This window comes from Chryseobacterium flavum (assembly GCF_003385595.1).
Lineage (GTDB): Bacteria > Bacteroidota > Bacteroidia > Flavobacteriales > Weeksellaceae > Chryseobacterium > Chryseobacterium flavum.
This window is the reverse complement of the sequence record NZ_QNUE01000007.1, coordinates 191,236-216,151: the sequence shown is the minus strand read 5'-3', so window position 1 is coordinate 216,151 and position 24,916 is coordinate 191,236. Positions and strand designations below refer to the sequence as shown.

The following is a 24,916-nucleotide window of genomic DNA, read 5'->3' as shown; positions in this document are numbered from 1 at the left end:
TCTATAATTTACGCAATTTTTGGTTCAATGGATAAAAACGAATTCCTTTTTCCAGTGTTACAGTGATATATAATTTTTTTTTGTGCTAAAAGCAAAATCTCCGGACGGACCGGAGATCAAAACACAAATGAAGAAAAAATTATTTCAAACCGCTAAGTAAAGGCTTTTTTGCGAGCAAAAATGTTAATTAAATCATAGATCTAACTATACAATATCAGAGCCAGTCAATAGCAAATATCCAAGAAATGTCACTTGATTGTCATCCATTAAAATTTCATCCGGCTTCAGCTGTTTCTTGTTAAGGCCCGCTTTTTCAAATTAGTCATAAAAGCTGATACTGGACACTTACCTTGAGACTGGTTTTACTTAAAACAACGATTTGCATTATTCTATATCTTTTAATTTTACAACAGCTTCTGCCTGTAGCTCCTCTGTTAAGTGCAGTATTTTTCCCAACTTTTGTGAAGCATTCACGAAAGCCATGAAAACACATAATTCCGAAATTTCTTCATCTGAAAAGTATTCCCGAAGCATCTCAAAATGTGCATCCAGAACAGAACGGTGGTCTATGCAAAATAATTCAGCAAAGGCTGCCGCTGTGGATATTTTCATCTGCGATTCGTCAAAATCAGGTTTTCCGCCTTTGACCATGCAGTATTCACAACCATTTCCAAAGGCCATTGTTCTGCGAACCTGCTCTAATAAATCTGTGTCCAGTAAAGTTTTCTTCCATAAAGTTTCCTCCAGATCATTCCATTTTTTAAGAAAATCGGTATTATGCCCGATAAGTCTTTCAAATGGTGTGCTTCCATTGTTCAAAAATTTGATTCGTACCATATTTCTTAATTTTATTCACAAATTTCAGTTTTTAAACAAAAACAATAAAGCGAAATTAATTGGTATTTTTATTATTTTTGATGAATTCAACTATTAATACGTAATTTTACAATGAAAATAACTTTAGATGATTTTGACCATAAGATTCTTCAGATCTTAGAACAGAATGCAAGGCTTAGTTATGCCGAAATAGGAAGAATTATTTCGTTGTCACAATCTGCTACAAAAGAACGAGTAATGAATTTAGTTGATAATGGAATAATTCGTAGGTTCAGCGTAGAGGTAGACTATCGGAAACTAGGTTATGATCTGAAGGTACTGATCAGTATGAAATTTAAAAATGATGATTTCAGAAAATTCACTGCAGATCTGGAAAAATTTCCTGAAATTGTAACCTGCAAAAGAGTAACGGGTGAATATTGTCTTATTACCGAATGTATCTTACAGGACAGTTCTCACCTTGAAAACCTCATTGACAGATTAATTCCTTATGGAATCCCAACGACATCCATTCAACTTTCAGAAATAAGCCTGCAGAAGATTAAAAGCAACACAAAAAGATTAAAAAGGTAAGGTATACGAAGTGTCGCTCAACCTTTTAATAATTTTCTTGCCACATGACTTTCGATATAGGAAAGAAACACCGCCACTAACTCCGGATAAGTCAATATCATTGAGCATTTCCGGATGTAAGCCTAACCACATCACATTAAAGATGCTCAAAGTATCTCCATGAGAAACAATGATGATGTTTTCGTCGTCACTTGACATGATTTCATTATAGAAAGGTAACAGTCTGTTCCAGACGTCGAATCTGGACTCTCCATCGCTGAAGCATTTATCGTAGATGGTTTTTTCTTCATTTTCAATATTTTCTTTCAGCCATTGAACAGATTTTCCGATAGCCTTGCCAAGGCTTCTCTCTTTTAGAGCATCCGTCAGCTTGAGACTAGCATGTAACTCGTTTCCAAGCATCTCAGCAGTTTGTCTCGTCCTTTTGAGAGGTGATGAATAGATTGCATATTGGATGTCATGAAATTCTTTCTTTATGTTACGCGCTATGCATGTTGCCTGGATGATTCCTTTTTCAGTCAGTTCCCAGTCTGTCCATGAGCCGATCATACCATTTGTATGATGAATGGATTCCGGGTGTTGGATCGTAATTATATTTTTATGTAAAAGCATTGATCTATTACCGTTTAAAACAAAATTAGAATTATAAGCAAATCTTCGCACCAGATAAATTTCTATCCTTTCTTTATTTCTTCCCTGCCGGTTCCTCTCTAATTTTAAAGAACCTAGCTCACCTGTCTTTTATATGCGTTCAGCCATATGACAAAACCCGTCAATTTTCATCGCCTTTCTTTCGCTTCGTCACTAAAAGCATCAGGATTACGCCACCGCTTTTATCATAAAAGCTGACCAATTTTACAATTTCCCTGCCCGCCACAGCTAAGCACTGCTTACCAAACAAAACTACGAAAACGATTTCTAAAAACCGGCAGAACTTTCCCATGATATTAATGATCAGGTCCTTATTAGAGTTCATGCAATAAGCATTAATCCCACAGATATCTACGCACGGCAAAACCCTGCATTAGACTACATATTTAACAATGAAACACCCAAAATATTGGGCTGGGATGTTTCTGGTGTAATTGAAGCTATCGGAAATAATGTCAGCACCTTTAATGTTGGTGACGAGGTGTTCGGTCTACTTAATTTTCCAACCTTTACTACAGCCGGACACGCTAAAGCTTATGCAGAATATGTAGTTGCCAATATCATTGACATTACAATAAAACCTGCTAATATTTCCCATGATGAAGCAGCTGCTGCAGGCATGGCAGCATTAACTACCTGGCAACCGCTCATCAAAAACCCTATAAAAATGGGTGATCGTGTGCTTATTACCGCAGCAGGTGGTGGTGTGGGGCATTTTGCCGTGCAATTTGCCAAATATTTTGGAGCTTATGTTATTGCTATAGCTTCCGGATCCAAAAAGGACCTGGTGATGAGTCTTGGAGCAAATGAATTTATCGATTATCAAAAGACAGACTTCTTAGAGGTAATCGAACCGGTAGACTATGTTATTGAAGGCTTACGGGATGAGCATATCAAAAAAACCCTTAGCGTAGTGAAAAAGGGAGGTACATTATTAAGCCTGTGGTCTCACATTGATGGAAGCAGATGGGAAAAGCGTTCTAAAGAATTAGATGTGCATGCGTACTATAATGCTGTTGTTTCAAATGGAAAAGATATGACGGCGATTGCAGGATTAATGAAAGAAGGTTTGGTAAAATCACATGTTTCAAAACGATTTAAACTCGAAGAGATGGCACTGGCCCATAAAGAAATTGAAAAAAACCACACTGCTGGTAAAATTATCGTTAATCCGTAACGATAAAGCTTCAATAAAGTCTTAGAAATTATACATAATCAATGCTACATACATTAATCTATAAACTTATATTAACGAACTTTAAAATAAAAATTACATAAAATGTCAACATTAAAAGGAAAAATAGCTTTCGTTACCGGAGGAAGTCGCGGAATGGGAAAAGCAATCGTAGAACGCCTTGCAAAAGAAGGGGCAATGGTGGCTTTCACTTATCTAAACTCAGAAAACAATGCTCAGCAAATCGTATCTGATATTGTTGGGGCCGGAGGAACAGCATTAGCAATAAAAGCAAACGGAGCAATTCAAGGTGCTGTAAAAAGTGCCATCGAAGAAACTGTAGCAGCATTTAGCAGGATCGACATATTGGTGAATAATGCTGCTGTAGCCGTATATGGTCCGATTGAAACTGCAAGCGAACGAGCAGAAGCATACAATAACCAGATCGATGTAAATATTCATTCTGTTGCCGAAGCCGTTAGAACAGCACAGAAATATATGCCTGACGGTGGAAGAATCATCAACATTGCTTCCGTTGGCGGAATCAGGATTGGTAGTCCAGGTATGTGTGATTACATAGCCACAAAAGCCGCTGTTTCCGCTTATACCAGAGGTCTTGCATGGGATCTCGCACCCAGAAAAATTACAGTGAACAGTGTAGAGCCGGGAGCTACGGAAACAGATATGCTGATTAATGCTGATGAAAATATACGTCAGTATCTTATGGATTCTATTCCGCTAAAGCGCTTTGCACTTCCAGAGGAAGTAGCAGCTTTAGTTAATTTCCTCGCAGGAGATGAAGCAGGATATATTACAGGTAGCAGCTTTAAAATTGATGGTGGAATTTCTGCATAAGTAATTTCATTACACTCTGAGAGGACAAGTTTTTTAATAAGCTTGTCCTTTGTTTTAGCAAATAAGTAATCTATTCACAAAATGACTTCTAAGCTTCGGGCAATAAAATATAGATACATGAATAACAAAAAATACCCTACCCATGCTCTAGCAGTAATTTTTCATCATTAATCATATTGCAATATTTTAATACCCAAGTTTCGCGATGATCATATTTCAAATTAAAGACATTCCAATTCATTTTTCAACCAGTTAAGCTTATTGAATAGTATTGTTTGTAAATCCATAACTTTAATATTAATTTAAAAAGCTTCAAATACTACTTACTCATATAAAAACGGGGGTTAAAAAGAGCTGCAAAAAAAAGATTTTTTTTAATAAATTAGATATTTATTAGGTGTAGTTGATCTTAGATCGTTATTGTAGCATTTAAAGGTCGTTTTATATAGATTGTACACATCTTCGAAAATTAAATTTTTAAGCCGATTGAATGCAATATTATCCAATACCTGAGAATTTAATCCCTTATGTGGAATCAATTTGGTCATTCGAAAGCCCCAACCATATGGACTATGGTGAACAAGCTGCTATTATTCCTTCAGGACGCTGGATTCTGATATGGAATTATATTGGGGAATATCAACATGTTATCCAAAATCAATCCTTTTATCATTCAAGATATGACCTACATCTTGTCGGTCAGCACACCACAAAGATTCTGCTTAAAGGTGATGTTCCCGTAAGTTCTATAGGAATCAGTTTTAAACCTTACGGTTATTATTCAATGGGCGGAAATGATCTTCCAAATTACATCAATAAGGTAGTTTCAATCTCTAAAAAAAAGCTTGATGGTACAGAAGCCTTGACCTCTTTTTCAGGCAATATTCAGGAGTCGGTCACAGAACTCACGAAACTGTTGGAGGAAAGAATAAACTATAAACCGGATAATCGCGTTGTACAGATTTGCGATCAGATAAATGCTCACAAAGGCTGCATTTTAATTAAAGATCTTTTTGCGGACATGGACATTTCACAGCGCCAACTTAATAAACTCTTTAAATCACAAACCGGCATTACCCCCAAACAATATGCTTCCATTATTCGTTTTCAGGAGATATATAACTTATACGTTAGAAATAGCCAGTCGGAAAATAAACATGAACTCTATGATCTGTTTTATGATGAATCCCATTTCTTACTAAGCTTTCGAAAAATCTTAAGATTAAGACCCAATATATTCTTGAGAAAGCCCAATAAACTGGGGAACGAGTTTATTAAGAAGTAGCAGGTCTATTTTTTACAATTTTAGCTCAATTCGTTGCTGTTATTTTGCAAAATAAAATAGACCGATATGTTAGAGAAAGTAACTGATACAGCGAGAGAGCTGTTACTATTTAAATCCGAAACAACTACCATTCCGTATGCGAAAGAAGTTGCAAACTATTTTGGCATCTGTGTTCCGCAGGAATTGCGTTCAGATTTTGGCTTTTGGGCAAGTGTACTCCATTTTGAAATGCGCTACCTTTCCCTAGACTTTTACCTCGAAAAAAACGACTCTCCTGCTGTGCTTGAATTGTCATCCGGCTTTTCACTGAGGGGGTTGGAATATGTACGAAAGAATCCCGGAAAGATATACTTCGATACCGATCTTCAGTCGATTATGAATGTAAAAATGGACATTCTACAACATCTGGACTCCCCTATTCCCAATACTCTTAAATTTCAGGAACTAGATGTTTTCAAACTAGACAACAATAGAATCGAAGAATGCGAACTTTTAATTGTCAATGAAGGATTGCTTATGTATTATACCGAAACTGAACAGTGTAGGATCTTGAAAAGTATATATTCTGTTCTGGAAAAAAATGGTGGAACCTGGGTGACCGCTGATGTATACATTAAGCATGAAACCGGGGAAGTTGGGAGCGATAAGGATCAAAAGTGGGAACGTTTTTTCAAATCAAAGAATGTCAATGAAAATTACTTTGATTCATTCGATCAGGCTGAGCAATTTTTTTATGATAATGGTTTTATTATCGAAGATAAATATGAGCCTGAATTTGAAAAGTTCAGCAGTCTAGCCCATCTGCTTGGCGTTGCATCAGCAGAACAAATAGAATTACTAAGAAACAAAGGCAATGTACAACAAACCTGGAAACTGAAGGTTAGGTAACTTTTGTTAGCTGATTTACTTTACAAATAAAAGTAATCGGCCGAAAGCAAGCTTTCCTTCGCAACACTTTAAAGGGAAATCTATGAGAAGGAAAAAGTTGATAAAGTGTGTTTTAAGCTTTTCTACTAAGTAAAGGCAAATTTCTAAAAGATAACTAAGTATAAATAACACTTTTAAAATACCAATTGAGAAAGTCTTTGAATTATATATTTTACTATATTTGTTTAACGAAACTAAAGTGTTCTTTATAAAACAGTTAAAGACTTTTGCAGATAAAAAATAGATGAGGAAAGTAAGACCGAGGTTGGACTTGTTCAAACTGATTGGTCGTGGCAAATTCGTGGCAATAAAAAAACACCCGCTAGTTAAAGCTCAATCGTTCAGACAATTACAATTAACAGTTCGAATCCCTCCCTCTCTATTATCTATAGATTAATAAATTTTCAAATAAAAACAACTGAATATCATAACAATCTGTTTATCAATAGGACAAAATAGGACAAATAAAGTCACCGAATCTTGTATTTCTTCTCTTTTTATTCGTCTTTCGTTTTTTTGGTCCATAAATTTTTGAATTATGGAACCAATAACTAGACAAGACCTTGAGGTGCTACGATCCCAAATCGTTCAGGATGTAGAACTTTTAATGAATGCTAAGGATAATGAAAATGAAATAGACAGTCAATTTGAATGGCTACGCAGTAAAAAAATCAGGAAATTGATGGATATTTCTCCTGCAACCCTTCAAAATTTCAGGATCTCCGGAAAGATCAGACACAAAAAGATAATGGGATCTTATTACTATAATAAGACTGACTTAATTAATCTTTTTGAAGATGAACGTTGATCTTAAACAGAGTTGGCTGGATTACATGTCAAAAGTCACTAAGGATCCTCGTATAAATGTCTGGCATATATCCCTTATTTATGCGATTGTACAGCTTGCCTATCGGCAGAACGAAAAGGAAATAGTGCGGGTCAGTAGAAGTAAGTTAATGAAACTTTCCCATATTGCCACTTTTCCTACCTATCATAAATATTTTCAACAATTACAAGATTTGGGCTATATTGAATATAAACCTTCGTACCATCCGGGGTTTCGTAGCATTGTAAAAATAATTAAGTTCAAAATTGTCTGAATATGTCGGCCTCAATAGCAATATATTGATGCCGATATATTATTTAATTCGTTAAATAGCATGTCTCATTCTATTAAGGATAGATTGGATCTTGACTATATTAGTCTGAAAACATGTATCATTATTGAACACTTCCATCTTAACTAATGAATATAGTTCAGACTCAAGTTCCTCAATCATTTTCTCAAGGGCTTCACTTTGAACATTACTACTATCATTCTTTAATCTTAGTTCCAATTCTTTCATCTCTCTACCAATAGCCTCTTGTTCAGTTATAGCATATTCTTCTGTCTGCTTCACAGAATAATGACCTAACATTTCCTTAACAACATGAATAGGAACACCATTATTAAGTGTGACTGTGCAAAAGTTCTACGCGCTTTGTGTGTGTTGAGTTTTGTCGAAATTTCACATACTTCAGTAATCTCTTTTAAGTATTCATTCATCTTCTGATTAGAACGTACAGGTAGAACACTTCTTCGCTGGATACAAATCGGATCGTTTTTATATTTTGCCATAATCTCAACAGCCTTAGGCAGCAAGGGAATATCTGTTTGAGATTTCGATTTCTGACGGCTACTCATAATCCATAGCCCACCGTCGTTACCATCCTTAATATCCTCCCACTTGAGTTGATAAACATCGATGTAAGCTAGTCCAGTGTAACATTGAAAGATAAATATATCTCTTACTACATCTAGCCTATCAGAATCAAAAACAAAATCCCCAAGTCTCTTAAGTTCCAATCGTGTCAAAGGCTGCTTTCTCACTTTCGTTTTTTTTCCGATAAAAAGTTTGAAAGGATCTTTAGTGATGAGATCTTTGGCAACGGCTCTAAGAATGATTTTTTTGAAATTACTTATGTATTTAATTGCCATATTATTTGAACAATTCCGAACCGTTCTTAAATACATGTAGTAATTTTTAGCAAACTCATAATTCAGTGCACTAAATTCAATATCATCCCGCCCATATTGGACTTTTATAAAATCGCCAACGTGAGATCTTGCAGTGACGTAACGTGTATGTGTTCCCTTGAATATTCTTTTTTCTTAACTAACGCTTTTATTTCTTCGTTATGTTCTTGAAATTCCTGAAGAACATTGTTTCTCTTCAATGAACGACCATTTACAAAATTGATGAGATCAACTGATGAGAGAGGAAGACCTTTATTTAGTAGTTCCGTTTTAAAGCTATTGATCTCAGTGGTTAAAGATTCAAGGAAGCTGTTTAAGGTCTTTGCGTCTTCTTTCGTTCCGATCGCTTTATCTTCTTTTTGATCGCAGCGGGAAAGATCCCACTTTCTTTTGGTTGACGCTTCTTTTGATATGCCATTGACTGTAATTCTGACATACACAGTGCAGGTGCTGCTCTTTGCACTTTTTAAAAAATAAAAGAGCCCATAACTTTGTTCTAACATAATTCAACGTTTTAAGGGTTATAAAAGTCGAAATAAAGCTTCTGTTAAACAAGTTGTTAAAGAGGTTTACATATTGTATATCAAATACTTAAATATAATTTTATCGATTTTTTTTGAACTGAAAATTGCCACGATTTTGCCACAAACTTTACGAGTTTATTTGAAAAATTTGCGATTTCTCGTTGCAAAAAGAATCCTGCAAAATTTAAATTTTGCAGGATTAATCAGCTTTTAGCGCGATTTGAAGATTTTATAATTCACACTCTGTGGAGAATACGGGATTCGAACCCGTGACCTTTTGACTGCCAGTCAAACGCGCTAGCCAACTGCGCCAATCCCCCGTTTAAGCGGTACAAAAGTAAGTATTTAAATGATATATGCAAATTTTTTTTCTGTTTTTTTATTAGCAGACTACATAAAAACCTTTTCAAAAGGAAACATGTAGATAAAACATAGAAATAAAATAATTATTATGTCTCTAAATATAATCAAAATTTAATACCCTATTCAAAAATAAATAGTGATCTTTGCAGCCTTAAATTCAAAAACGCTAGTTTATTTCATGAGCATTATTTTTAAAAAGCGTCTATTTATAGCGCTTGTTTTACCTACGGCTGCCTTATATTACGGACAGAGTACGAAGGATTCACTAGAAAAGTCCAAATCTATTGATGAGGTGATGTTGGTGGGAAGAAACCTTTCCCAGACTGCCAAAGAGAGAAAAACTCCTGTTGCCGTTTCCACTATTAAGGCAGCAGAAATTCAGGAAAAACTGGGAAACAGGGAATTTCCTGAAATTATGAAGTCTACTCCATCCGTATACGTTACCAAAGTAGGTGGCGGATTCGGAGACAGCAGAATCAACATGAGAGGTTTTGACGGAGCTAATATTGCGGTTATTATCAACGGGCAGCCGGTAAATGACATGCAGGGAGGTACTGTTTACTGGTCTAACTGGACCGGCCTGGCAGATATTGCAAGCTCTATCCAGATCCAGAGAGGTTTGGGGGCTTCCAAATTCGTAGTTCCGTCTGTAGGTGGAACCATCAATATTGTAACCAAAGCTACCGATTCCGAACAAAAAGCAATGATCAAAGCTGAGGCAGGTAACGATAACTATTCCAGGTTATCAGCAATGTACTCTTCCGGATTAAAAAATAAATGGGGAACCACTGTATTGCTTTCCCGCTGGCAGGGTGATGGATATATCAACGGAACAAAGGGAGAAGGATATTCCTGGTTTTTCTCTACAGGATTTAAGCCGAATGAAAAACATGCATTCAATTTAATTGCAACCGGAGCACCACAGGTACATGACACAAGAAGATCTTCTGCTACCGGGGCAAATGTGGCTACGCTAAGACAGCTGGATATTTATGGAAGAAGATACAATCCACAAACAGGAATGCTGAATGGCTCCCAGTTCAATCTGGCACCTAACTTCTATCATAAGCCTATTGCCTCTCTTAACTGGGACTGGAATATTAATGATAACCTGAAATTATCAACAGTTGTTTATGGCTCATGGGGCCGCGGTGGTGGCGGTACCGGACTTAATGGTTCTGTAAAAAATGCTAACGGGCAAACCATGAATTTCATGAACTACGGCCCGGGCGGAGACGGTACTATCAACTGGGATATGATCTACCGGTATAACCAGGGAGGAATGGTAACAGACTATAACGGAAATACGTTCCAGAAGTCAACCTTTACTGCACCTGCAGGTTCTCCTGCCGATTATAACGGACGATATGTAGCCACTCTTAACGGGTCAACCGGTATTGTGAGAAAACAGAGCATCAATGCTCATGACTGGTATGGTGCTATCGCAGATCTTAATTACAAGAAAAACAACTGGACCTTTAACGGAGGGATTGATCTTAAAACGTATAAAGGAGCACTTTATGACATTGTTACCGATATGCTGGGATCAGATGCATTATTTGTTTCCAGTACAGCAAATGCACCTAAAGGCTATTATATTGACCGCACGGTAAAACCGGAACCACTTACCAAGCTTAATAATGCCCAGAAAGTATCCATCCACAACGAAGGCTTTGTAAAATGGGCCGGTATGTACGGAATGGTTGAATACAGCTCTGAAAAACTCAGTGCATCTGTGCAGGGATCTGTTTCTGAACAATACTATAAGAGAAAAGATTATATGCTGTATACTCCCGGAAACCAGGAAACCAAATGGTATCATAAAACAGGTTATATTGTAAAGGGAGGTGCCAATTATAATATAGATGAGCATCATAATGTATTTTTCAACACAGGGGTTATTTCAAGACAGCCATTGTTCAATGCTTTATTCCCTTCAAACCAGAATATTTATAATGATGCCAAGAATGAAAGAATCTTCTCTGTAGAGTTGGGATACGGTTTCAAATCCCGTTATGTGGATGTGAACATCAATGCTTACAGAACGCAGTGGGATGACCGGTTTATTTCAAGAACATTCAATGCCGGGGCTGCTGATGTAGCCAACTTCTCACAGTTGCAGCTTGGAAATGCCTATTTCTACAACGCATTAAATGTAGGTCAGGTACACCAGGGAATTGAATTGGAAGCAAAGGCAAGACCTTTTGCCAACCTCAGACTTAGAGGAATGGTATCATTAGGGAACTGGAAATATAAAGGTAACGCAAGTTTTAACATCATCGATGTTCAGAATAACCAGGAGGTTTCCGGTGCAACCGGGACGATCAATATCAAAGATCTGAAGGTTGGAGATGCTGCTCAAACAACAGCCAGTATCGGGGCTGACTATAATATTACCAAAGCGTTCAGCATTGATGCCAACTGGGAATATTATGACAAATTATATGCACAATTCAACCCGATCAACTTCCTTACAGAAGCGGCAAGAGAAAAAGGAATTGTAAAATTACCAAGCTATCATTTATTTGATGTAGGAGCCTCTTACAAGTTTATAATTGGCCAGAAAAGCTCACTGACATTAAGAGCTAATGTATATAATTTATTCAACAAATATTATATCTCTGAACTGAGCTCAAATATTTTTGCCGGTGATAAAATTGCTAATGGTCCGGATGCCGGAAAAACTTACCAGGAAGCTGGCAGAGTGTATCAGGGTATCGCTGATGGTAATACAGGATTCCTTGGTTTTGGAAGAACCTGGTCTGTTGCAGCGACTCTGAGATTTTAATACAAAATCATTCAGATATAAACCAAACAAACCCGCCAATCTGGCGGGTTTTTATTTTACTAGATATTCTGAAAAATAATAATAAATTAGAGCAAACAATAGATGAAATTTGAAAAATAGAGCGATATAAATTATGGCTGAAATCCCTGAAAATAATTGCCCAAAATGTAATAAACCCACTCTTTCCCCATATGCAAAACAATGCAGGTATTGCGGATATAGCTGGCATCATTTATGTGTGGCACAATTCAAACTCAACCATGTTTTGCAAATTACAGTGAGAAAGTTTTTCTTAATAGGACAGATTATAGAAGGCGAAATTAAAGAAGGACAACGAATAGATTTGAGAATGCTTGGACTCAATAAAAAGCCAAAAATTGAAGCCATTGAGTTTGCACTTTACCGACAGGATAAAAAAGCGTGGGAAGAAATTGCCCTTGGAACAGATATTCTCACCGAAGATGAAAAACAGTATTTAAAAAAAATAGATTTACCAAAAATAATTGAAATTATTAGTTAATAGTTATTGGATGTTACTCCAAAACCAAGAAACTAGTTACAAGGACAATCACTATCTTTCAAAAATTAATATTCAGTTTCTAGTTCTGGTTTTCGGTTCAGCCGGTTAGCAGGTAAAAGCAGAAAGAATCAATGGAATAAAATTGTTTATGGAATGAGTTGTAAGGCTAGCTTCAAATCCAATCCTTATTCTAATATAACATATACTGATTATCAACATTTTAAAAGAAAACATTTTTACAAAACAATAAAATTCAGTTGTTTTTTTAACATGTAAAAGATTTGCGTTTAATAATAATTTTAAAAAAATTGAATAACATAAAAAAATACAGATAGAATTTTTTAGGGTCAAAAAAAAATGTTCTAAACAAAATAAATTAAAGTATAATTTTTATTAAGAATATTATTTTTTATGGTTAAATAAAAAGGTCAACTCCACTCAATTTATAGCATAAATGAATTAGATATAACAAAAAACAGTTATATTCACGATATAACTGTTCTTAAAAGCAAATAATTTAATTACTTCGAGTTCTTCACCTGCAACGCTCTCTGATAAAAAGACTGATTGGCAATTTTTTCTTCCGCTTCATCAATGGCAGCCAGCAGATTGTTTTTATTGTCTGCAATATCACCTAAGACCTGAGCCATCAGCTCCCAGACAGGTTTCATTTTATCAATGAGTTCATTACCTTTTGAAGTCAGCTTAAACAGTCTTTTCCGTTCATCCTGTTTATCTTTTTCCCATTGTATCAGTTCCAGTCTTTCAAGCTCTTTGAGCAAAGCAATTGTGGAAGGATGAGTATATCCGATCTCATTGGCAATTTCCACAACACCGGCTACTTCCTTTTTATATATAGTAAAGATCACGGGAAACCATTTAAGTTCGAAATCAATACCGAATGCTTTATAAATCAATGCGCCGTCTTTTCTCAATTGTTCACTGAGGCGGTGCAGCCTGGTGGATATGGCAAGAATTCCTGCTTCGTTGATTACATTCATTTTCAGTCAATATTTAAATGGTAAAAAATATCATCGGCACTCATCAGAGGAAATTTAGCGGGAAGATTATCTTTTTCGATCTTCACAAAATGGTTCCGCTCATAAAAACGCTGCGCTGCTTTCAATACTGTTATAGTACCCAGATAAATGTCATCAATTCCGTTATCATTGCAGAAAGAGATTAACTTTTCCAGTAACATCTGGGCAATATTAAATTCTTTTCCCCTGAATTCCTTCTTTACAAACATTTTTCTGATCGCTCCTGCCCTATCATCAAACTTCACCAACGCAATAGTACCTATCATTTCACCATCCACAAAAGCACCCCAGAAGTTACCTCCGGCTTGTGTATAAAAATTTTCAATCTGTAGAAGATCCGGCTGATCCTGTATTGTGATCGGAATATTAAATTCTTTTTGTTGAATGGTCAGGATCAGATCAATAGCCTGCTCCGCATATGCATTTCCTATAGGTTGAATCTGTATTTTCATTACGCTTTATTTTAAAGTATAAAACTACGTAGTTAAATACATATATACAAATAAAAAATTCATTTTAACAAATATTAAAACACTGTTATTTCAAACCGGAAAAAGTCAATTAATGACCTTTAAACAACAAAAAGCGTATGCCAGTACTGACATACGCTGATATAATGTATCTGGTAAAGGATTTATTTCCAGCCTCCACCTAAAGCCTGATAAAGCTCTACAGCAGCTTTCATTTTACTGTATTGAGCATTGGAAATGTTGAGTTCTGCATTCAATGAATTCACACTTGCATTCAATACTTCAAGATAGTTAGCCATACCATAGTTGACCAATTCCTGGGAATAATCCACAGATTTTTTGTAGGCATCAAGTTCTTTTTGCTTCAATTCAATAAAAGAATCCTGAACAGAGAAAACCCTGATCGCATCCGAAACTTCTTTTCCGGCAGTAAGTACTGTTTTCCTAAAATTCAGGTAGGCTGTTTCCTGGTTTGCAAGACTCACATCATAATTTGTTTTGATTTGTCTCTTATTTAAGATTGGCTGAGCCAATCCTGCAACAACATTGGCAAACAATGAATTGACACTGAACAGGTGGTCAATATCTACTGACTGAACCCCACCGCTTCCGGTAATTTTCAAAGTAGGATAAAACTGGGCCTTTGCTGCATTGGTCAGTTCAAAAGCATTCATCAGGTTATATTCTGCCCTCATTACATCTGGGCGATTAGCCAATAACTGGGTAGGATATCCAAGCTTTAGGTCAATCGGAAGCTTTTGTCCCTCTAAAGTAGATCTTTCGATCGAATGAGAAGGCTCTCCCATTAACAGGCTCATTGTATTCTCAAGCAACTGGATCTGGGTATCAATATCAATCAATAAAGATTTAGCATTGAAAACCAGTGCTTCACTTTGCTGTACCGCTACTTCAGTTACAGTCCCGGAAGTCTTCAGAGCTTTTGTCGTTTCTAAGTTCTTCTCACGTACGGCAATTGTTTCAGTGATAATCCTTTTCTGGGCATCAAAGGTTAACAGCTGATAATATGCTGAAGCTATGGAAGCAACAAGACTGCTTTTTACCTCTTTATGAGCGGCAACGGTCCCCAGATAGGTTGCCAGCTGTGCCTTTTCCTGTGCCTTTAATTTCCCCCACAAGTCTGCTTCCCAGCCAAGGCTTGCTGTAATATCAAATTGGTTAACATATCGTCTTTCCCCTATGATCTGTCCAAATTGTGTGTTAATCGACTGCGTCTGGAAGGTATAATTCGGACCTACAGAAAGAGTCGGCAGATAGGCTGCCTTGCTCTGTTTCAGATAAGCTTCTGCAGAAGTGATACTCTGCAATGCAATTCTGATATCAAGATTGTTGTCTAAAGCTTTGGATATATGTCCCTGGAGAATCGGATCAGTAAAAATCTCTTTCCAGGATACATTGGCTACATTTGTACTGTCCGAAGGAAGCATATCAGTACGGAAAAGCTTTTCGTCAACAACGTTTTTCGGTCTTTCATATTCTTTACGGGCCATACAGGATGTAATAGCTCCCAGCATGAAAACTGAAAAAGTGATTCCTTTTATGATGTTTAATAAACTCTTCATTATTTAAAATTGAAGTTAGAAATTAGAAATTGGAAGTCAGGAACAGAGCATCAGAATTCTGCCTCTTATCCCTGCTTCTCTAATTAATTTTACTCTGCTAAACTGATATCTTCTTTTTTTATAGGCTTGATCTTCTCTTGTAATGTTTCAAAAATTACAAACAGTACCGGAATTACAAAAAGTCCTAATATAGTTCCTATCAACAATCCGATCGCTGCACCGGTAGCAATTGACCTGTTCCCTACAGCTCCAATTCCGCTTGCAAGAACCAACGGCAATAATCCGAAGATGAAAGCAAATGAAGTCATCAGGATCGGTCTTAGTCTTGCTTTTGCAGCATTGATCGCTGCCATAACAATGGTTTCCCCGTGGTGCCTTCTCTGAATTGCAAATTCTACAATTAGAATAGCATTCTTCGCGAGTAATCCCACAAGCATGATCAGTGCAATCTGGAAATAGATGTTGTTCTCCAATCCCATAATCTTCTGCCCGAAATAGGCTCCCATTACCCCTAAAGGAAGAGAAATTACCACAATCAGAGGAAGAATATAACTCTCATACTGTGCAGAAAGAATAAAGTATACGAAGATTAAACTTAATGCAAAAATCAATAATGTCTGAGATCCTGAAGCTAATTCTTCCCGGGATAATCCGGTAAATTCAACTGCGTAATTCTGGTTCAATGTTTCACCAGCCACCTGTTGTACCGCAGCAATCGCATCTCCGGTACTGAACCCGGCAGAGTTAGCTCCTGTAATCTTCACAGAAGTAAACAGGTTATAACGGCTTACAGACTGTGGTCCGTATGCTTTTGTCAAAGTCACAAACTGGGAGATCGGAGACATGATTCCGGAACCTGTTCTTACATACAGCTCATTCAGGTTGTCAATACTTTTTCTGTTATCAGGAAGAGCCTGAACCATTACCCTGAACTGTTTACCATACTTTGTAAAATCTGCCGTATAGATTCCTCCGATATATCCCTGCATGGTTGCAAGAATGTCACTTACCGAAACCCCAAGCTGTTTAGCTAAAGGAACATTAATTTCCATTTGATATTGAGGATATCTTGTATTGAATGAAGTCTGGGCAAATTCAATTTCGGGTCTCTGCATCAATTTACCGATAAAGTCATTTGTTTTAGCATCAAGATCTGCATATTCACCACCCGATTTATCCAGTAATACCATCTCAAAACCGGCACTACTACCAAAACCAGGTACACTCGGCGGCTGGAAGAATACTACTTTCGCATCCGGAACAGCTCCTGAAATGCCAAATAGTTTCTTCGTAATATCTTCAGAAGTCTGGCCGTCTTTTTTTCTTTCTTCAAATGGCTTCAGTTTGATAAAGGCAAGACCGTTATTACTACCGTTTCCTGATAAGAATCCTCTACCGGTAGAAATTGTTACATTTTGTACACCCGGAACTTTCATTGCATTAGCCTGAAGGGTTTTCAATACATTGTATGTTCTTTCCATAGAGGCTCCCGGAGGAAGCTGTACATCCGTAAAGATAATTCCCCTGTCTTCTGTAGGTACAAATCCTTTTTTCATCGTACCACTGGCCCAATATAAGATACCGCCTGTCACCGCAAAAATAACCAGGGTGACCCACTTGTGTCTCAATAAAAACACAAATCCTCTACCGTAACGGTCTGTTGTTGTTTTAAAGGCAATATTAAATTTATAGAAAAACTTCTGTAGGAAATTCAACTTCTGATATTCCTGATGATGCTCAGCATGGGGTTTTAGGAATAATGAACATAAAACCGGACTCAAGGTCAATGCGTTGATCGCAGAAATTACGATGGCAACAATCAGAGTAATACCAAATTGTTGATAGAATACTCCCGTAGGTCCTTTAATGAATGTTACCGGAATAAATACCGATGCCATTACCAAAGTAATTGAAATAATTGCACCTGTAATTTCGTCCATCGCTTCTACTGTAGCTTTTTTAGCATCAGAAATACCGTGTTCCATCTTTGCATGGACGGCCTCGACGACTACGATAGCATCATCCACCACAATACCGATTGCCAGTACCAGGGCGAATAAAGTTAAGAGATTCAGAGAGTACCCGAATAAATTCAAGAAGAAAAAGGCTCCTACAATAGATACCGGAACAGCAATCGCCGGAATCAGTGTAGATCTGAAATCCTGAAGGAAGATATACACAACAATAAACACCAGGATGAATGCTTCGATCAGGGTATGTACCACTTTTTCAATAGAAGCATCAAGGAATTCATTTGTATCAAAGTTAAATGTATATTTAATTCCCTGCGGAAATGTACTTTCTGCCGACTTCAGATAAGCTTTGATATTCTTAATAATCTCCTGAGCATTGGATCCCGGTGTCTGGAAAATCCCCATACTGATGGAAGGGTTGTTTCCATTTTCTCCGATTCCACTGTAAGACTGACCTGCCAGTTCTACTTTGGCAACATCTTTTAACATAAGATTCTGCCCGTCATTAAGAGCTTTAATGATGATATTATCATATTGCCCCTTATCGTTGAATTTACCTACATATTTAATAATGTATTCAAATGAGCTTCCGCTGTTTTGTCCGATAGAACCTGCTGCTGCCTCTCTACTCTGCTCATTGATGGCATTGGTAACATCTGTGGGAGTAACACCGTAAGCCGCCATTTTTGCCGGATCCAGCCAGATTCTCATAGAATAATTCTTACCCCCGAATACGTTGGCATCTCCTACACCATTTACCCTTTTCAGATTGGGAATAATATTGATATTCAAAAAGTTCTGAAGATATACGTCATCCAGGTCCTTATTTTCGGAATAGAAAGACATATACATCAGGGCACTTGTCTGCTGCTTTTGGGTTACTACCCCTGAACGGGTTACTTCGGAAGGAAGCAAAGGTGTAGCTCTTGCCACACGGTTCTGTACGTTTACCGCAGCAATATCAGGATCTATACCCTGTTTAAAGAAAACCTGAATATTGGCAGATCCGTCATTTCCTGCGGAAGAAGTGATATAATCCATTCCTTCCACCCCATTGATCTGTTCTTCCAGAGGAACTACAACACTTTTCATAACAGTTTCCGCATTCGCTCCTGTATAATTGGCTGTAACACTGACTGTAGGAGGCGCAATGTCCGGATACTGTGTAACCGGTAACGAGACAAGTCCTAAAACCCCGAGAATCACAATCAAAATTGAGATTACGGTAGATAAAACCGGTCTGTTAATAAAGTTTTTTATCATTAGAATTTCGGTTTTATTGATTGAACAAGACTATCCATTTTGATCGGTTTCGGCTTCACTGCAGTTCCTGGTTTCAGACCTCCGATACCGGCTGCAATTACCGTTTCACCTTTGTTTACTCCTGATTTAACAAGAGCCATATTGTCAATTCTGTCAATCACGTCAATGACAACATTCTTGGCAGTATCTTTTTCCACTTTGTAAACATAAACAATTCCCTGTTGTTCATACGTTGCACTTTCAGGAACAACAAGTACATTATCATACCGTTGCGGGAATCTGATGGTCCCACTGTTTCCGTTACTTAAAAGTTTTTGTGCATTCGTAAACCCTACCCTGAACTGAATGGTTCCTGTTGTTGGGTCAATCTGGCCGGTAATGGCTTCAATTTTCCCTTTTTCAGGATAAAGGCTCCCATTTGCCAGCTGCAGTTCAACCATTGGAAGATTTTTTATTTTCTCCGGCATGGAACTGCCCGGAACTTTCTCAAGGAAATCAAAATATTCTTTTTCATTCATGGCAAAATAGGCAAACACCTGAGAAGTATCAGAAATTGTTGTCAGAGGCGTCTGGTCTGATGGTCCTACCAAACTCCCAACTTTCAATGGAAGCTTCCCTACCACTCCTGAAATAGGAGCACGGATAATGGAATATTCAATATTTGCTTCCACCCCTTTATAATTGGCAACAGCCTGTCTTTTAGCAGCAATGGCCTGCTGTAACTGAGCCTGGGCCTGGGCCAGATTTGCCTGGGCAGTTTGTAACTGAACATTACTTATAATATTTTTCTGAACCAGAGGTTTCAATTTGTTAACTTCTACCTGCGCTGCATTCACAGAAGCCTGAGCCGCAGCTACACTGGATTCAGCAGCACCTATTCCTGCTTTTGATGCTGCAGCATTTTCATTCAGAATATTTGTTTCCAAACGGAATAAAGGCTGTCCTTTAGTAACATACTGTCCCTCATCTACCAATAGTTCAGTAATATAACCCTGTATTTTTGCACGCACATCATTGTTTACCCTACCTTGTATGGTAGCCGGAAACGTCTGATAACCTACTATATTTTTAGACTCCACAGAAACAACAGGATAAGGCTTTGCACCATCCTGTTTTGGAGCTTCTTTTTTGCAGGCTGTCAGTGAAAACGCTGCAATAGAAAGTATAACTAGCTTATTATTCATTTTATAGTTTATTAAGAGATTCCTGAATATTTTCTATGTTTTTATTTAAGAGTGTTTTGTAATGTTCTATTCTTTCGTTGTATCCATCGTCGTTACTTTTTTTAAAATTGTTTAAATCATCTAATAATTTTAATTCGTCCTTCATCTTCTGAACTATTTTTTCGAATCTTATTTTCTTGTATTCATCATTAATGAAAAAATACCGTTTCCGTTCATCCATTTTATTATGGTCAATGATAAGCTGTGCGTTAAGCAGCAAAGAGATACTGGTAGAAACAGAACTTTTACTTGCTGAAAGTACTTCAACAAACTCGTCAAAAGTAATTCCCACCTTTTCATAATCAAAAAGAAGGTAAGCGTAGATTTTTGATGCTAACGGAGGCAAATTGAAAACAGTACCATAAAACTTTACGGCATCCTGAAAGATTTTCTCATCAATTTCTATACTTTGGTGCATAATATAAAAATTTGAACAAAAGTAGAAATTAGTTCGGAACCAAACGAACAAAGCTGATAGAGATTATAAATATGCTGTGTTTTAAAAATTCAATGAAAACCGATTTAACTTTTTACTCAAATTATAATCTTCTCAAAAGCTTTTCTCATCCCATCCCTGAGAAGAACTTCTCCACAATAAGAATATCCTTTTCCTTCCAGGATCTTCAGCATCGCCATATTATCATGATTGGTATCTACTTTTATACTTTGGATTCCATGAGACCGGGTAAAATCTTCAATATGGTCAAACAATTTTTTCACCATACCCTGACCTGCAAATTTTTCATCTACAGCGACCCTGTGAACTACTACAAACTCGCCGTTACTTAACCATGCCCCTTCAATAGTACTATAAGCAGGCTCATCATTTAAAATCAATGCAGCATATACCGCAATTTCATTATTTACAGTAAGAACGAATCCAAAATCTTTTGCGATATCACTTTCCACTGTATCAGGGTTAGGATAACCATTCTGCCATTGTGTACTTCCGTCCTGTCTTCTTCTTTCAATAGATTGTTGAATAATTCCCCAAATGATGTCTTTGTCTTTAATTTCCGCTTTTCTTAGTTTAATTTCCGGATTCATTGTTCGTTTATATTTTTATTAAAATTAGCAGATTAAGAAATTATAGGTGTATTAGATTTTGTTATATGCTTTTACAATACATTCTCTGAGTACTTGCTGTCCGGTATTGTTTCTATTGAGCATTTGATCGGTAATACCTTCATGGATCTAAAAACCAATAATCACCTAAGCCTTAAAACTTGATTTTTTTTTAATCAAAAAACCGAAAACTAATTAAAATTAATTTTCGGTTCGAAGTAGTAAAATTTAAAATTATGAAATTGTTTTATTGATTTTCACTCTGTTGAAGGTAAGCATCAATAATTTCAAATGCTTTTTTTTCATCTTCCAGATCTACCATTACCTTGAGCGAAGTTGCTGTAGGAGTTGTAGTAAATGTCAGATAATTATTTTCAACTGTGTTTGTAATTTGTGCATCATCCAATTTAGACTTAACCAACTGAATTTCTGAAGGGTTATCACTTTCATAAACCGATACTCTCGTACTTCTTTCCATATTCTATATTGTTTGAGTACCTAAATATACAATGATTTTTTGAAAATTACAAATCTTTGGTTTTAAATTTTATTAATATTATTTTCTATTTTGTCTAAAGCCAGTTGAATTTCTTCTTTAGAAACATTTAAATGTGGCCGGAAACGTAAAGATTGGTCACCACACGGAAGAATTATCAGACCGTCTTTGAATAACTCATTCATCATCTTGTTTCGGTCTGCTGCGGATGGAAGATCTATAGCACACATCAGACCTCTTCCTCTTGCGTTTGAAATTTTTTCAGGATACTTTTCGGCAAGCACCTTAAGACTTTCTAACAAGAAGTCTCCTACCACTCTTGCATTTTCAACGAGGTTTTCTTTTTCAATCACTTCCATTACCAGCTGGAAACGCAGCATATCAATAAAGTTACCGCCGAAAGTAGAATTGATTCTTGAACTTTCCCTGAATACATTATTCGGAACTTCATCAAACTTCTCCTTGTTTGCCAATACTCCGCAAACCTGCGCTTTTTTACCAAAAGAAATGATATCAGGTTTTGCTGTAAAATGCTGGAATGCCCACATTTTTCCGGTGATTCCGATGCCGGTCTGAACTTCATCAAAAATAAGTAAGATTTCATTTTGATCACAAAGATTCCGTAATCCTGACAGGAATTCATCCCTGAAGTGATTATCACCTCCCTCTGCCTGGATAGGTTCAATGATGATACAGGCCACTTTATCAGGGTTCATCAGGATGGCTTCTTCAATCTGCAATAAAGCCAGTTTTTCATTCTTAATGGTTTCTTCCAGGTTTTCTTCGGTGATCGGGAAGGTTAATTTCGGATTCAGGATTCTTGGCCAGTTGAACATTGGAAAGTACTGGTATTTCCTTGGGTCTGAAGTATTGGTCAGACTTAAGGTATATCCGCTTCTTCCATGGAAAGCCTGTCTGAAATGAATACAGATACCGGCTTCAGTCTGAAGTCCTTTTGCGAAATTTTTACGGGTCTTCCAGTCAAAACATGCCTTCATTGCATTCTCAACGCCTAAAGTCCCGCCTTCGATAAAGAAAGCATACTGTAATTCTTCAGGAATCACCACTCTTTCAAATACTTCAAGGAAATGAGCATATTCTTCTGAATATACATCTGCCAGAGTTGGCTTGTTAACTGCCATTCTGCCTAACCACTCTGATCTTTCTACAAGATAAGGGTGATTATATCCTATGGAGGCTGAGGCAAACATAGAGAACATATCCAGATACTCTCTGTCACTCAGCTTGTCATATAACCATGAACCGTGAGATTTTTCAATATCCATCACGAAATCGAAGCCATCTGCCAAAACGTGTTTTCCTACTGTTTCTTTTACTTTGTTTGCTTTTATATCTAATGTTTGTTCCATAATAAATTGTTGTGTGATTTAATAAATGAATAATTAAGTGATTCAGAGAAAGAAGATTTAATTATTCAGGTTATTAATTTTTATTGTTTTTAAGTGCTTTAACTAAAGCTTTTATAAATCAAATTTAATTCCTTGTGCTAAAGGAAGTTGCGTTGTATAATTTATAGTATTGGTTTGCCTTCTCATATAATACTTCCATGCATCAGATCCGGACTCTCTTCCTCCGCCGGTTTCTTTCTCACCGCCAAAAGCACCTCCGATTTCTGCTCCTGATGTTCCGATATTTACATTGGCAATACCACAGTCTGATCCTGCATGGGAAAGGAATAATTCTGCTTCTCTCAGGTTTTGGGTCATGATCGCAGAAGAAAGACCCTGTGGCACATCGTTCTGAATTGCAATTGCCTCTTCCAGTGTCTTATATTTAATCAGATACAAAATAGGAGCAAAAGTTTCATGCTGAACGATTTCATAAGAATTTTTGACTTCTGCAACGCAAGGTTTCACATAGCAGCCTGATTCATATTCTTTTCCAGATAAAACACCTCCTTCAACAACAAATTTTCCACCTTCCTTTTTACACTTTTTAATTGCTTCTTCATACTGGTTTACAGCATCCGTATCAATCAATGGTCCTACATGATTCCTTTCGTCTAAAGGATTTCCTATTTTCAATTGCCCGTAAGCTTTTACCAGCCTTGACTTTACTTCATCATATACGCTTTCATGGATGATAAGCCTTCTTGTCGAAGTACATCTTTGTCCCGCAGTTCCTACTGCTCCGAAAACAGCTCCAATGATTGACATATTCAGATCCGCTTCTTTAGTAATGATAATTGCATTGTTTCCTCCAAGCTCCAGGATTGATTTTCCAAATCTTTCAGCTACTTTGGATGAAACCATCCTTCCTACTCTTGTAGATCCTGTAAAAGAAACCAGCGCTACCCTTTTATCATCTACCAGTTTCTGTCCGATCTCATGGTCTGCTACCAATACACTTGAAATACCTTCTGAAAGATTATTTTCTTTTAAAACTTCATTCATAATATTCTGACAGGCAATAGCACAAAGTGGTGTTTTTTCAGATGGCTTCCAGATCGTAACATTACCACAGATCCAGGCCAGGGCAGTATTCCAGGACCACACCGCAACCGGAAAATTAAATGCCGTAATAATTCCTACTACTCCAAGAGGATGATACTGCTCATACATTCTGTGTCCCGGTCTTTCGGAATGCATGGTATATCCCTGTAGTTGTCTTGACAGTCCCACAGCAAAATCACAGATATCAATCATTTCCTGTACCTCCCCAAGGCCCTCCTGTAATGATTTACCCATTTCATAAGAAACAAGCTTTCCAAGATCCTCTTTATATTCTCTTAGCTTCAGGCCCAGCTGCCTTACGATCTCTCCTCTTTTAGGGGCAGGAATAAGCCTGAATTCCTGAAATGCCTTCTGGGCACTTTCAATTACTTTGTCATAATCACTTTCTCCGGAAGTCTTTACTTTTGCGATCAATTTACCGTCTACAGGAGAGATGCTTTCTATCGTCTTTCCTGAAGCGAAATATTTTCCGCCCACTGAAGTCCCTTTATTTTCTTCTTTAATACCTAGGTTTTTGAGTGTTTTTTCGATTCCGAAATCCTTTACTTTTTTTGACATAAAATCTTACTTTTCGTTCTCTCTAAAGATAAAAATATTATGTGAACCTCAAAACTTTAATTTTTTAGATTGCTTTTTATTTGGACTAATTACAAACATGCTTATCTTTGCAGCATAATCTTTTTGATAATCACCAATGGAAAATTCACAAGAAAATAATTCAAAGTTTAAAAAGTGGTTCAAGCGTGTGGGATGGGCAGGATTTGCTTTCTTTACCATTAAAGGTTTGATTTGGCTTGTTATATTCTACTTTGGAGCTG

General features: G+C 36.9%; 23 protein-coding genes and 1 tRNA gene. 8 read left to right on the top strand and 16 right to left on the bottom strand.

Annotated features, from left to right (window positions below; all coding sequences use genetic code 11):
* Positions 1–384 precede the first annotated feature (384 nt).
* A complete protein-coding gene (locus tag DRF59_RS11155) occupies positions 385–837 on the bottom strand; it encodes a carboxymuconolactone decarboxylase family protein (protein WP_115959672.1) in 453 nt (150 codons plus the stop codon).
* A gap of 111 nt (positions 838–948) precedes the next feature.
* Here DRF59_RS11155 and DRF59_RS11150 point away from each other — a divergent pair, with 111 nt between their 5' ends.
* Complete coding sequence (locus DRF59_RS11150; protein WP_115959670.1) at positions 949–1,410, top strand: Lrp/AsnC family transcriptional regulator; 462 nt, start codon at positions 949–951, stop codon at positions 1,408–1,410.
* On the opposite strand, the gene DRF59_RS11145 is transcribed toward DRF59_RS11150, so the two are convergent.
* On the bottom strand, positions 1,399–2,022 hold the full coding sequence (locus DRF59_RS11145) for a histidine phosphatase family protein (RefSeq protein WP_115959668.1): 624 nt from the start codon (positions 2,020–2,022) through the stop codon (positions 1,399–1,401). The two genes, DRF59_RS11150 and DRF59_RS11145, sit on opposite strands and share 12 nt — an antisense overlap.
* 160 nt (positions 2,023–2,182) lie before the next feature.
* Positions 2,183–2,386 (bottom strand): hypothetical protein, encoded by a 204-nt coding sequence (locus DRF59_RS11140; protein WP_115959666.1) that lies wholly within the window; start codon positions 2,384–2,386, stop codon positions 2,183–2,185.
* Here DRF59_RS11140 and DRF59_RS11135 point away from each other — a divergent pair.
* The 5 genes from DRF59_RS11135 to DRF59_RS11115 all read left to right on the top strand — a co-directional run bounded on the left by DRF59_RS11135 (position 2,357) and on the right by DRF59_RS11115 (position 7,110).
* A complete protein-coding gene (locus tag DRF59_RS11135; RefSeq protein WP_115959664.1) occupies positions 2,357–3,238 on the top strand; it encodes an NADP-dependent oxidoreductase in 882 nt (293 codons plus the stop codon). The two genes, DRF59_RS11140 and DRF59_RS11135, sit on opposite strands and share 30 nt — an antisense overlap.
* Before the next feature lie 102 nt (positions 3,239–3,340).
* Positions 3,341–4,090 carry an SDR family NAD(P)-dependent oxidoreductase gene (locus tag DRF59_RS11130; protein WP_115959662.1) on the top strand — a complete coding sequence of 250 codons (750 nt, stop codon included), beginning with the start codon at positions 3,341–3,343 and terminating at the stop codon, positions 4,088–4,090.
* 490 nt (positions 4,091–4,580) lie between these two features.
* The gene (locus DRF59_RS11125) at positions 4,581–5,375 is read left to right on the top strand and encodes a helix-turn-helix domain-containing protein (protein ID WP_115959660.1); all 795 of its coding nucleotides are present in this window, start codon (positions 4,581–4,583) and stop codon (positions 5,373–5,375) included.
* 66 nt (positions 5,376–5,441) lie between these two features.
* A complete protein-coding gene (locus DRF59_RS11120; protein ID WP_115959658.1) occupies positions 5,442–6,263 on the top strand; it encodes a hypothetical protein in 822 nt (273 codons plus the stop codon).
* Positions 6,264–6,840: 577 nt separating this feature from the next.
* Positions 6,841–7,110: a helix-turn-helix domain-containing protein gene (locus DRF59_RS11115; protein ID WP_115959656.1), complete on the top strand. Its 270-nt coding sequence runs from the start codon at positions 6,841–6,843 to the stop codon at positions 7,108–7,110.
* Between the two features lie 603 nt (positions 7,111–7,713).
* Here DRF59_RS11115 and DRF59_RS21105 read toward each other — a convergent pair.
* The 3 genes from DRF59_RS21105 to DRF59_RS11100 all read right to left on the bottom strand — a co-directional run bounded on the left by DRF59_RS21105 (position 7,714) and on the right by DRF59_RS11100 (position 9,163).
* A complete protein-coding gene (locus tag DRF59_RS21105) occupies positions 7,714–8,388 on the bottom strand; it encodes a site-specific integrase (protein WP_241505571.1) in 675 nt (224 codons plus the stop codon).
* The gene (locus DRF59_RS21100) at positions 8,385–8,822 is read right to left on the bottom strand and encodes an Arm DNA-binding domain-containing protein (RefSeq protein WP_241505547.1); all 438 of its coding nucleotides are present in this window, start codon (positions 8,820–8,822) and stop codon (positions 8,385–8,387) included. The genes DRF59_RS21105 and DRF59_RS21100 overlap by 4 nt, the downstream gene beginning before the upstream one ends.
* Positions 8,823–9,089: 267 nt before the next feature.
* A tRNA-Ala gene (locus tag DRF59_RS11100) sits at positions 9,090–9,163 on the bottom strand.
* Between the two features lie 221 nt (positions 9,164–9,384).
* On the opposite strand from DRF59_RS11100, the gene DRF59_RS11095 reads away from it, so the two are divergent.
* Both DRF59_RS11095 and DRF59_RS11090 read left to right on the top strand, forming a co-directional pair.
* Positions 9,385–11,994: a TonB-dependent receptor gene (locus DRF59_RS11095; protein WP_115959654.1), complete on the top strand. Its 2,610-nt coding sequence runs from the start codon at positions 9,385–9,387 to the stop codon at positions 11,992–11,994.
* 133 nt (positions 11,995–12,127) lie between these two features.
* Positions 12,128–12,514: a calponin homology domain-containing protein gene (locus tag DRF59_RS11090; RefSeq protein WP_115959652.1), complete on the top strand. Its 387-nt coding sequence runs from the start codon at positions 12,128–12,130 to the stop codon at positions 12,512–12,514.
* Between the two features lie 521 nt (positions 12,515–13,035).
* Here DRF59_RS11090 and DRF59_RS11085 read toward each other — a convergent pair.
* The 10 genes from DRF59_RS11085 to amaB form a co-directional block, all read right to left on the bottom strand.
* Positions 13,036–13,515 carry a MarR family winged helix-turn-helix transcriptional regulator gene (locus DRF59_RS11085; RefSeq protein ID WP_115959650.1) on the bottom strand — a complete coding sequence of 160 codons (480 nt, stop codon included), beginning with the start codon at positions 13,513–13,515 and terminating at the stop codon, positions 13,036–13,038.
* A 2-nt stretch (positions 13,516–13,517) separates the two neighbouring features.
* A complete protein-coding gene (locus DRF59_RS11080; RefSeq protein WP_115959648.1) occupies positions 13,518–14,006 on the bottom strand; it encodes a GNAT family N-acetyltransferase in 489 nt (162 codons plus the stop codon).
* A 182-nt stretch (positions 14,007–14,188) separates the two neighbouring features.
* Positions 14,189–15,604, bottom strand: coding sequence for a TolC family protein (locus tag DRF59_RS11075; RefSeq protein ID WP_115959646.1), 1,416 nt, complete (start codon positions 15,602–15,604; stop codon positions 14,189–14,191).
* Positions 15,605–15,693: 89 nt separating this feature from the next.
* Positions 15,694–18,840 carry an efflux RND transporter permease subunit gene (locus DRF59_RS11070; RefSeq protein WP_115959644.1) on the bottom strand — a complete coding sequence of 1,049 codons (3,147 nt, stop codon included), beginning with the start codon at positions 18,838–18,840 and terminating at the stop codon, positions 15,694–15,696.
* Positions 18,840–20,024, bottom strand: a complete 1,185-nt coding sequence (locus DRF59_RS11065) for an efflux RND transporter periplasmic adaptor subunit (protein ID WP_115959642.1) — start codon at positions 20,022–20,024, stop codon at positions 18,840–18,842. Before DRF59_RS11065 ends, DRF59_RS11070 begins: the two co-directional genes overlap by 1 nt.
* Position 20,025: 1 nt before the next feature.
* Complete coding sequence (locus DRF59_RS11060) at positions 20,026–20,481, bottom strand: P-loop NTPase family protein (protein ID WP_115959640.1); 456 nt, start codon at positions 20,479–20,481, stop codon at positions 20,026–20,028.
* A 116-nt stretch (positions 20,482–20,597) separates the two neighbouring features.
* Entirely contained in the window at positions 20,598–21,110 is a 513-nt protein-coding gene (locus DRF59_RS11055; RefSeq protein WP_115959638.1) for a GNAT family N-acetyltransferase, read from the bottom strand.
* A gap of 265 nt (positions 21,111–21,375) precedes the next feature.
* Entirely contained in the window at positions 21,376–21,606 is a 231-nt protein-coding gene (locus tag DRF59_RS11050; RefSeq protein ID WP_115959636.1) for a DUF2007 domain-containing protein, read from the bottom strand.
* A gap of 62 nt (positions 21,607–21,668) precedes the next feature.
* Positions 21,669–22,994, bottom strand: a complete 1,326-nt coding sequence (gene lat, locus DRF59_RS11045) for an L-lysine 6-transaminase (RefSeq protein ID WP_115959634.1) — start codon at positions 22,992–22,994, stop codon at positions 21,669–21,671.
* A gap of 111 nt (positions 22,995–23,105) precedes the next feature.
* Positions 23,106–24,656: an L-piperidine-6-carboxylate dehydrogenase gene (gene amaB / locus DRF59_RS11040; protein ID WP_115959632.1), complete on the bottom strand. Its 1,551-nt coding sequence runs from the start codon at positions 24,654–24,656 to the stop codon at positions 23,106–23,108.
* Between the last annotated feature and the right edge of the window lie 260 nt (positions 24,657–24,916).